General features: G+C 71.7%; 8 protein-coding genes. 4 read left to right on the top strand and 4 right to left on the bottom strand.

Annotated features, from left to right (window positions below; all coding sequences use genetic code 11):
* Positions 1–203: 203 nt before the first annotated feature.
* From ACIHEI_RS33695 to ACIHEI_RS33680, 4 genes are all read right to left on the bottom strand, one after another.
* Entirely contained in the window at positions 204–533 is a 330-nt protein-coding gene (locus ACIHEI_RS33695) for a hypothetical protein (RefSeq protein WP_396609390.1), read from the bottom strand.
* Between the two features lie 37 nt (positions 534–570).
* Positions 571–1,227: a DUF4937 domain-containing protein gene (locus ACIHEI_RS33690; RefSeq protein WP_396609389.1), complete on the bottom strand. Its 657-nt coding sequence runs from the start codon at positions 1,225–1,227 to the stop codon at positions 571–573.
* A gap of 121 nt (positions 1,228–1,348) precedes the next feature.
* A complete protein-coding gene (locus tag ACIHEI_RS33685; RefSeq protein WP_396609388.1) occupies positions 1,349–2,128 on the bottom strand; it encodes a sugar phosphate isomerase/epimerase family protein in 780 nt (259 codons plus the stop codon).
* A 97-nt stretch (positions 2,129–2,225) separates the two neighbouring features.
* On the bottom strand, positions 2,226–4,121 hold the full coding sequence (locus ACIHEI_RS33680; RefSeq protein WP_396609387.1) for a DUF2264 domain-containing protein: 1,896 nt from the start codon (positions 4,119–4,121) through the stop codon (positions 2,226–2,228).
* Positions 4,122–4,440: 319 nt separating this feature from the next.
* Here ACIHEI_RS33680 and ACIHEI_RS33675 point away from each other — a divergent pair, with 319 nt between their 5' ends.
* From ACIHEI_RS33675 to ACIHEI_RS33660, 4 genes are all read left to right on the top strand, one after another.
* A complete protein-coding gene (locus ACIHEI_RS33675; protein WP_396609386.1) occupies positions 4,441–5,796 on the top strand; it encodes an ABC transporter substrate-binding protein in 1,356 nt (451 codons plus the stop codon).
* 164 nt (positions 5,797–5,960) lie between these two features.
* Positions 5,961–6,860, top strand: coding sequence for a carbohydrate ABC transporter permease (locus ACIHEI_RS33670; RefSeq protein ID WP_396609392.1), 900 nt, complete (start codon positions 5,961–5,963; stop codon positions 6,858–6,860).
* 74 nt (positions 6,861–6,934) lie between these two features.
* Positions 6,935–7,759 carry a carbohydrate ABC transporter permease gene (locus ACIHEI_RS33665; protein WP_387645975.1) on the top strand — a complete coding sequence of 275 codons (825 nt, stop codon included), beginning with the start codon at positions 6,935–6,937 and terminating at the stop codon, positions 7,757–7,759.
* Positions 7,760–7,798: 39 nt separating this feature from the next.
* Positions 7,799–8,854 (top strand): hydroxyacid dehydrogenase, encoded by a 1,056-nt coding sequence (locus ACIHEI_RS33660; protein ID WP_396609385.1) that lies wholly within the window; start codon positions 7,799–7,801, stop codon positions 8,852–8,854.
* Position 8,855 lies beyond the last annotated feature (1 nt).

Here is an 8,855-nt window from a genome sequence, read left to right as displayed (position 1 = left end):
AGCGGGGCCAGGCCCGCGTCCGCGACAAGGTTCGGCTCGTCGAACACGGCGGAGACGGCCGTCATGGCGTGAGAGGATTGCACTTCAGAGATGCCATGCCGATTGTGCTGATGGAGCGTAGAGAACTCACATCATCGCAGGTCGCAAGGCATCTCTTCGTTCCGCTCCGCTCCAGCACCGACGGTCAACCGGTGGATTCGGGCTCAGTCACCCACGAAGCACAGGTAGCTGCCCGGCGTTGCCGCGCACGCTTCCAGCAGCCCGTCGAGGTCGAGGAGAGCGGCCCGCTGCCGCTCGGCGGCGCAGCCGCGGAGCAGGGCGGTGACCTCCTGGCGAGCGACTTCGGCCTCCTGCTCGTTGAACAGGGTGTCCCCGTACGGGTCGACCCAGCCCAACTTGCCGGACCCGTGGCGGACGAGCGCACTCAGCGCATCCGCGAGCGCGTCGCCGTGTTCGTAGGACCCGCGGAGCAACGTAGCCAGGGACGGACCCTTGCGCGGTCTCTCCGAGTGCAGTTCGAGCTCGATTCCCATGACTCTCCAACGATCACCGTGTGCGTCCGCCAGTAGATCACCTGTCGTGTGCGCGGGATTGCGGCAGGACGCGCCAGGCCGCTTCCAGCGGCAGCACATGGCCGGTCATCGATCGGATGTCGTGCTCGAGGGTGGCGCGGGAGCGCAGGGTCGGGAGGTGGTGGGTGCTGTAGTGCTGGTGGGCGGCGGAGTTGGACCAGAGGGTTGTGACCAGGTGGCGGTGCGCATCGAGTCGGGTGACGGTCCCGGCCAGCATGCCCCCGGCTGCGGCCATGCCCGGGGCCCACACGGTGCGTTGGACTTCGAGGAAGTGCTCCTCGCGGCCGGGCAGCAGCCGGCAGTCGGCGACCCGTAGGAGAGTGGCGCGTTCGAGGGCGTGCGGGAGGTCGGCGGCGTCTCCTGCCATTTCGAGGACCGTCTCGCCGGTGGCGACGTCGATCTCGGTGCAGGTGGTGCTCTGCTGGTTGCCGGCGACGACGGCGTCGTGTCGCTCGCGCATGAACGACCGGTAGGTTTCGGCGTCGGCCCAAAGCCCCAGTAGGTGGGCTCGGCCGGTGGCCGGGTCCCAGCCGCCCAGCTGGCCGACCAGGCCCGGCTGGTCGCTGATCGCCGACCAGGCGGCCTGCGCGGTGAAGAACTGCTCGCGCGCAGCCGCCGGCACTGTGCAACCGATCCACTTGCCCCACATACGCATCCTTCCTCCCAGCCGGACTGGCACAAGAAATGATCGGGCGCGGACCACGGTCGGCGTCAATGGGCCTATCGGTGCGGGTAGTTCGGGCCAGCGGCGTACGTCGCCAGGCGCGAGCTCGGCGTCAGGCCGTGAGGTGGGACGTCAAGTAGGCCTGGCCGTCGGCGAGTTGGGGGGCAAAGGAGGCGGCGGTGGGGTGCCAGGGGGCTTCGTACTCCCAGGAGATCCAGGTGTCGGCGGGGAGTTGGGCCAGGCAGGCGGGGAGGGGGAGGACGCCCGTGCCGAGGGGGAGAGGGGTGAGGTCTTCGGCGGAGGCGACGTCCTTGACCTGGACGTAGCCGAGACGGGGGGCGAGCAGGCGGTAGGAGTCGGCGGGGGTCTCGCCGGAGAGCCAGGTGTGCATGACGTCCCAGAGGGCGCCGACGGCCGGGTGCGGGGCGGCGGCGAGAAGGGCGGCGAGGGCGGCGCCGGAGCGGTGGGAGTCGTGCGTCTCGACCAGGATGGTGACGCCCAAGTCGACTGCGGTGTCGGCGAGTTCGAGCAGGCGGTGGGCGGCGGTGCGGGTGCCTTCGGTGGCGTCGGCGCCGCCGCGTGGGAAGACGCGGACGTACGGGGCGCCCAGGTCGGCCGCGAGGTGCAGGTGGGCGAGCAGGTCGGCGAGGACGGGGGCGTCCGGGCCGGGCTCGGCGATGCCGACGTACGAGGCGACGGTGAGTGGGGTGACGGCTGCGGCGGTGAACTGGCGGGCGGCGGCGCGACGTTCGGCGGAGCTCAGGCCGGTGTGGACGGGTTCGCCCGGGGCGGCGCGGAGTTCGAGGCCGTCGTAGCCGTGGTCGGCGGCGAGAGCGAGGACGGCGGGGAGGGGGTGGGCGGGGAGGCCGAGAGTGGAGAAGGCGAGGGGCATGGGTTCCTCGGGGTGGGTGGTCGCTGTTTTCGCCCGCCCGCCCGGCACCCATCAGGGGAAGGGAGAGCGGGCGGCGGAGGGGTGGCGCGGAGAAGCGTCAGGAGGTAGGCGGGAGCGGGCAGTTGGTGGTCGTCCCGTCCGGCCAGGTGATGGTGATGACGTCATCGGCGAGGGCGAAGGCGAGGGCCGTGAGCGCGGGCAGGGAGCCGGCGGCGGCCGTGAGGCGGGCCGCGGTGGCGAAGAGGCCGGTGGTGATGGTGCCGTGCAGGTGGGGGGTGGTGGCGGTGGGGCCGAAGGCGGTGCCGTCGGGGGTGGGGGTGGTGGTGGCGGTGGTCCAGCCGTGGAGGGCGAGGAGTTCGGTGTGGAGGTGGTCGTCGGCGGTGATCTGCGCGTGGCGCCCAGTGACGCGGGAACGGGCGCCGGTGACCGCCCAGCCGCCCTCGCGGACGGCCGTGCCGGCCGTCGCGCCGCGTACGACGTGCACCCGGACTTCGTCGGCGCCGTGGGCGAGGGTGAGTGAGGTGACGGTGATGCCGGGCAGTTCGGTGCCGCGGTGCCGGGGGCGGTGCGAGGACGCGGCCCAACCGCAGGCGCCCAGGCGGCCCGCGCCGAGGGGGGTGATGGGGCCGCGTTCGCTCGGCTCGCCGTCGAGCAGCAGCGCGAAGTGGTTGTCGCCGGCGGTGCCCGGTCCGGTGCGGGTGGAGTGGGCGAGGCGGGAGTAGAGGGGGTTGTCGGCGACGGGCTGGTCGGCGGGCTGGTCGTCGCTGCCGTGGTTGTGCAGGCGGACGAGGCCGTCGGCGGCGGTGGACTGGATCAGCCAGCCGGGGGCGGGCAGGGGGGTGACGGCGTCGGCGGTTTCGGCGGGGGAGGGGGTTTCGGGGGCGGTCCAGACGGGGTGGTCGGGCGGGAGCAGCAGGCCGAGGAAGCCGCCGGAGGCCCAGTAGGGGGAGGCGGGGCCGGAGTAGGGCTGGACGATCGGTGGGTAGGGGCCGTGCCAGCCGAGGGTGAGCAGGCCGTGGTCGTCGAGGGCGTCGCGGTCGAGGAAGTAGCGGAGGGCGCCGGAGGCGAGCCGGCGGGTGGTGCCGGGGTCGAGGGGGGTGGTGCCGAGCAGGGCGCCGGCCCAGAGCGGGGCGGCGGCGGCGAATCGGTAGCTGAGTGAGCGTCCCTGGTGGATGGGTGCGCCGTTGCGGTCGAACAGCCGGGAGTAGTCGGCGAGGTAGGCGTGCAGGCGGCTCCCGTAGCGGGCGGTGAGTGCGGGGTCGGCGGCGAGGTGGGCGTGCAGGGCGGGGTAGAGGTGCAGGGCCCAGCCGTTGTAGTGGTCGATGGCGCGGGGGCGGCCGTCGGTGTACCAGCCGTCGCCGAGGTACCAGCGGTCGATGCGTTCGAGGCCGCGGTCGATGGCGGCGTTGGCGGCGTCGGTGTCGATGCCGGTTTCGGCGAGGAAGCCGCCGACGGTGAACGGGAACAGCCACCAGTTGTTGTCGACGGGCTGGTGGTGCAGGGCCTGGGCGAGCCAGGCGCCGGCGCGTTCCTGGACGGCGGGGTCGAGGCGGTCCCAGAGCCAGCGGCGGGTGAGGCGCAGGCCGATGGCGACGGAGGCGGCTTCCACCATGGGCTGGCCGCGGTCGGTGATGGCGCCCCAGGAGGTGAGGTCGCCGTCGCCGAGGTTTCGTTCGGTGGTGGGGGTGCGGGTGCCGGCGGCGAGGCCTTCGGCGTAGCGCTCCAGCAGGTTGGTGGGGTCGTCGCCGCCGGCGCCGGCGACTCGGATCGCGGCGAGCAGGAAGGTGCGGGCGTAGCCTTCCAGGCCGTCCGAGCGGGGGCCGGACCAGCTGGGGCGGGTGCCGGGGAGGTTGATCAGGGCGTTGGCCGGCCCGGCGTAGGGGCGGACGGCGGCCAGCAGGTGGTCGGCGGCGCCTTCCCAGTGGGCCCTGGTCCAGCCGGTGTGCGGGCTGAGTGCGCGGTCTTCCGGCGGGAGGGGGAGCGGGTGCGGCATGGCGGCCTCGGTTCCTGTGTGGGCACGGCTGGGCACTGGGGCTACCGGCCGACCCTAGGAAGAGGCGATCACCCCGTCAAGAATCGATGATCGAATGATCTCCTTGATCCGATTGTGACCTCCGAGAAAACGCCGAAAACTCAAGGTGAACGGCGCTTGACGGGCCAAGAGTGATTGATCAAGCCCGATCATTTGATCCCGCTCTCTTGACGTCTGATCGGAGGCCGTCCCAAGATAGCGATCAACCCGGCCCGACCTGCTCAAATCGGGTGATCGGGTACCTACCCGGCGTTTCAAGGACCCCCACAGGAGCCGTGCCATGCCCTCTCCCGCTCTCCACCGCCGCAGAGCTCTCCGTCTCGCCGCCGCCGCCACCGCCACCGTCCTGGGCGTGACCCTGCTCGCCGCGTGCGGCAGCGACGGCGACAAGTCGGCGTCGGCCTCCGACGCGGGCAGCGACGGCAAGCCGGTCTCGATCACCTTCTGGGGCTGGGCCAAGGGCACCAAGGACGTGGTGCAGGCCTTCAACGCCTCCCACCCGAACATCCAGGTCACCTTCGAGGAGATCCCGTCCGGCAACGCCGGCGGCTACGCCAAGATCTCCAACGCGGTGAAGGCCGGCAACGCCCCCGACGTGTTCAACGTCGAGTACCCGCAGCTGCCGGACTTCGTCAGCCAGGGCGCGGTGCAGGACATCAGCAAGCTGGTCTCCGCCGACCTGAAGGGCAAGTACCTGCCGCAGTCGATGGAGCTGACCACGCTGGGCGGCTCCACCTGGGCGCTGCCGCTGGACGCCTCCCCGCAGGCGCTGTACTACCGCAAGGACCTCTTCGAGAAGGCCGGGGTCGCCGTCCCGAAGACCTGGGACGAGTTCAAGGACGCGGCGGCGAAGCTGAAGGCCGCCGACGCCAACACCCGCATCGCCACGTTCTTCCCGGACGACCCGAGCACCTTCGAGGCGATGGTCTGGCAGGCCGGCGCCAAGTGGTTCGGCACCAGCGGCGACAGCTGGAAGGTCGACATGGCCGGCGCCGACACCAAGAAGGTCGCCGACTACTGGCAGGGCATGATCACCGATGACCTGATCCGCGTCCAGCCCTCGTTCAGCCAGCAGTGGACGGCTTCGCTGCAGAAGGGCGAGACCGCCGCGTACCTCGGCGCCGCGTGGGGCGGCGGCGTGCTGAAGTCCACCCTCGGCACCGACCCGGCCGCCAACGGCAAGTGGGCCGTCGCCCCGATGCCGAGCTGGGACGGCCAGCCCGCCTCCGGCATGCTCGGCGGCACCACCTTCGCGGTCTCCAAGGACAGCAAGAAGGCCAAGGCCGCGGTCGAGTTCGCCACCTGGGCGACCACCACCCCCGAGGGCATCCAGGCCCGCATCGCCTCCGGCTCCTCCTCCGCCTACCCGGCCGACCCGGAGCTGATCCCGGTGGCCAAGGCCGCGTTCAAGACCGAGTTCTACGGCGGCCAGGACATCTACGCGATCTACCAGGACGCCGCGAAGTCCATCAAGCCGAACTGGGCCTGGGGCCCGTCCATGGGCGCCACCAACAGCTCGATGAAGGACGCCTTCGGCAAGCTCGGCCAGGGCACCACCGTGCCGTCCGCCGTCGACGCCGCCCAGCAGGCCACCCTCGCCGAGCTGAAGAACCGCGGTCTGAAGGTGGCCGGCTGATGTCCGGCAGCACTCCCGTCCCGGGCGGCGGCACCTCCGCCGCCGCCCGGGGCGGTTCCGCGGTCGCCCCGGGCACGTCCGTCCGGGGCGGTTCCGCCGGATCGCGAGGCCCCCGGAAGCGCCGGGCGCCGCTCGCCGCCCCGGCCGTGCTGCTCGCCCCGTTCATGGTGCTGTTCACCGCGTGCACGCTGATCCCGATCGGCTACGCGGTCTACCTCAGCCTGTTCAGCGAGCGCCGCTCCGGCCTCGGCTTCGGCGGCACCACCAAGCAGGTGTTCACCGGCCTCGGCAACTACACCCGGGCGCTCGGCGACGCCGCGTTCCGCGACGGCTTCTGGAACACCGCCCAGTACTGCCTGCTGTACATCCCGCTGATGCTCGGCCTGTCGCTGGCCGTCGCGCTCCTGCTGGACTCCACGCTGGCCCGCGCCAAGCGGTTCTTCCAGCTCGCGCTGTTCATGCCGCACGCCGTCCCCGGCATCATCGCCGCCCTGGTGTGGACGTACCTGTACACCCCCGGCATCAGCCCGGTGATCGACGCGCTCAGCTCGGCCGGCACCCAGGTCGACGTGTTCGGCCACCCGCTGCCCGCGATCGTCAACATCGCGATCTGGGAGTGGACCGGCTACAACATGGTGATCTTCTACGCCGCGCTGCAGGCCATCCCGCGCGAGGTGCTGGAGGCCGCCGTGGTCGACGGCGCCGGGCCGCTGCGCACCGCGTTCAGCGTGAAGATCCCGCTGATCCGCGCGTCCGTGGTGATGGTCGGACTGTTCACCGTGATCGGCTCGCTCCAGCTGTTCACCGAACCGGTGATCCTGCACGACGTCGCCCCCGGCGTGGTCTCCACCTGGACCCCCAACATGTACGCCTACTCCGCCGCGTTCGAACGCAACGACTACGGCCTGGCCGCCGCGTCCTCGGTGATCCTCGCCCTGGTCGCCGCCGCACTGTCCTTCGTGGTCACCCGCTTCACCCGCGGCCGCGACGAGAAGCGGACGTCGCAGGCGACCTCGAAGCGGACATCGCAGGCGACCTCGAAGCGGACGGAGACCGCCCGATGAGCAGCACCCTCACCCCCGTCCGCCCCGCCGCCGACACCGGTTCCGCCGCCGGGAAGCCGCGCCGCCCCTGGACGATGTCGAAGACCGCCGTCAACGGGGCGCTGGTCCTCGCCACCCTGTACACCCTGCTGCCGCTCGGCTGGCTGCTCACCGCCTCCGCGAAGAACACCGCCGACCTGATCGGCGGCCGCTCGCTCGGCGCGGGCAACTTCCACCTCGGCCAGAACCTCCAGGACCTGGCCACCCAGGGCGACGGCATCTACTTCCGCTGGTACCTCAACTCCCTGCTGTACGCCGGGATCGGGGCCCTGCTGTGCGCGCTGATCTGCGTCGGCGCCGGCTACGCGTTCCACGTCTACAGCTTCCGCGGCAAGGAGAAGCTGTTCGGCGTGGTGCTGCTCGGCGTGCTGGTGCCCACCACCGCGCTCGCCCTGCCGATGTACCTGCTGGCCTCCCAGCTGCACATCGTCAACACCTACTGGGCGGTGCTGCTGCCCTCCCTGGTCAACCCGTTCGGGGTGTACCTGGCCCGGGTGTTCTGCGCCGGCTACCTGCCCGGCGAGACCCTGGAGGCCGCCCGGATGGACGGCGCGAGCGAACTGCGGATCTTCTGGTCGATCGGCCTGAAGATGGTCATGCCCGGCTTCGTCACCATCTTCCTGTTCCAGTTCACCGCCATCTGGAACAACTTCTTCCTGCCGCTGGTGATGCTCTCCGACAACCGGCTCTTCCCGGTCAGCCTCGGCCTGTACACCTGGAACGCCCAGACCCACGCCTTCCCCGAGTACTACCCGCTGGTGGTCACCGGCTCGCTGCTCGCCGTCCTGCCGCTGGTCATCGCCTTCGTGGCGCTCCAGCGCCACTGGAAGGCTGGAATGACCGCCGGCAGCGTCAAGTAACCACCTCCTTTTCCACTGCGCCTTCTGGGGAGCCCCGCCATGCCCAACTCCGCGCCCGCCGAGGCACCGAACTCCGCCGCCACCGTCCGGGCCCGCCCGCGCGCCCTGCTCGCCATGCACGGCGACCTCGCCGCCCGGCTGATCGCCCCCGACACCATGGCCCGGATGGTCGAACTCGCCGACCTCGACCCGGAGTTGGTCATCGACGACTTCTCCTCCCCGGAGGGTGCGGCCGCCCTCGCCTCCGCCGAAGTCATCATCAGCAGCTGGGGCTGCCCGCCGCTCACGGACTCCGTCCTGGCCGCCGCCCCCAAGCTCCGCGCCGTCCTGCACGCGGCCGGCTCGGTCAAGCACCACATCACCGACGCCTGCTGGGACCGCGGCCTCGGCATCACCTCCGCCGCCTGGGCCAACGCCCTCCCGGTCGCCGAATTCACCGTCGCCGCCGTCCTGTTCAGCAACAAGCCGGTCCTCCGCCTCGCCGCCGACTACCGCTCCCGGCGGGCCCCCCACGACTGGCAGGCCGCATACGCCGGCGTCGGCAACTACCGGCGCACCGTCGGCATCGTCGGCGCCTCCCGGATCGGGCGGCGAGTGCTGGAACTCCTCGCCCCCTACGAGTTCGAGCTGCTTCTGCACGACCCGTACGTGACCTCCGACCAGGCCGCTGCCCTCGGCGCCGAGCTGGTCTCCATGGACGAACTGTGCACCCGCTCCGACGTGTTGAGCGTGCACGCGCCCGAACTCCCCGAGACCAGGCACCTGCTGGACGCCCGCCGCCTCGCCCTGATGCCCGCCGGCGCCACCCTGATCAACACCTCCCGCGGCTCCCTGATCGACCAGGACGCCCTCACCGCCGAGCTCATCACCGGCCGCATCGACGCCATCCTCGACGTCACCGTCCCCGAGACCCTCCCCGCCGACTCCCCCCTCTACGACCTCCCCAACGTCCTCCTCACCCCCCACATCGCCGGCTCCCTCGGCGGCGAACTCCACCGCATGGCCGCCGCCGCGGCCGACGAACTCGCCCGCTACGTCGACGGCCTGCCGTTCGCCCACCCGGTGACGCGCGAGGAGATCGGCCGCACCGCGTAGC

It is taken from the genome of Kitasatospora sp. NPDC051984 (genome assembly GCF_044593455.1).
GTDB lineage: Bacteria > Actinomycetota > Actinomycetes > Streptomycetales > Streptomycetaceae > Kitasatospora.
This window is presented reverse-complemented; position numbering and strand designations above follow the sequence as displayed.

Excerpts from the sequence above, each read along its gene's own strand:
- ACIHEI_RS33685 (WP_396609388.1), bottom strand. The coding sequence starts at position 2,128 with ATGCCCCTCGCCTTCTCCACTCTCGGCCTCCCCGCCCACCCCCTCCCC.
- ACIHEI_RS33695 (WP_396609390.1), bottom strand. The coding sequence starts at position 533 with ATGGGAATCGAGCTCGAACTGCACTCGGAGAGACCGCGCAAGGGTCCG.
- ACIHEI_RS33675 (WP_396609386.1), top strand. The coding sequence starts at position 4,441 with ATGCCCTCTCCCGCTCTCCACCGCCGCAGAGCTCTCCGTCTCGCCGCC.
- ACIHEI_RS33665 (WP_387645975.1), top strand. The coding sequence starts at position 6,935 with ATGTCGAAGACCGCCGTCAACGGGGCGCTGGTCCTCGCCACCCTGTAC.
- ACIHEI_RS33680 (WP_396609387.1), bottom strand. The coding sequence starts at position 4,121 with ATGCCGCACCCGCTCCCCCTCCCGCCGGAAGACCGCGCACTCAGCCCG.
- ACIHEI_RS33670 (WP_396609392.1), top strand. The coding sequence starts at position 5,961 with ATGGTGCTGTTCACCGCGTGCACGCTGATCCCGATCGGCTACGCGGTC.
- ACIHEI_RS33660 (WP_396609385.1), top strand. The coding sequence starts at position 7,799 with ATGCCCAACTCCGCGCCCGCCGAGGCACCGAACTCCGCCGCCACCGTC.
- ACIHEI_RS33690 (WP_396609389.1), bottom strand. The coding sequence starts at position 1,227 with ATGCGTATGTGGGGCAAGTGGATCGGTTGCACAGTGCCGGCGGCTGCG.